Raw genomic sequence first — 250 nt, 5'->3', positions numbered from 1 at the left:
AAACTCAAGCGTTTGATGGCGGCCCTGACGTTCGTCGCCGCAGGCGTAGGCGCCGCTTCCGCGGTAGCCGCGATCGACCCGGCGCTGCCGGAATATCAGAAAGCCAGCGGTGTGTCGGGCAACCTGTCGAGCGTCGGCTCCGACACTCTGGCCAACCTGATGACCATGTGGGCCGAGGAGTACAAGCGCCTCTATCCGAACGTGAACATCCAGATCCAGGCTGCCGGTTCTTCCACCGCGCCGCCGGCCC

General features: G+C 65.2%; 1 pseudogene. It reads left to right on the top strand.

Annotated elements, in window-relative coordinates:
* Positions 1-250: pseudogene (gene pstS / locus ACLJNW_RS27185) on the top strand (phosphate ABC transporter substrate-binding protein PstS); the annotation flags it as partial.

Source organism: Salmonella sp. SAL4457 (assembly GCF_046548235.1).
GTDB classification, from domain to species: domain Bacteria; phylum Pseudomonadota; class Gammaproteobacteria; order Enterobacterales; family Enterobacteriaceae; genus Salmonella; species Salmonella enterica.
Note: the sequence above shows the minus strand (reverse complement) of the source record. Positions and strands in the feature narration are given on the sequence as shown.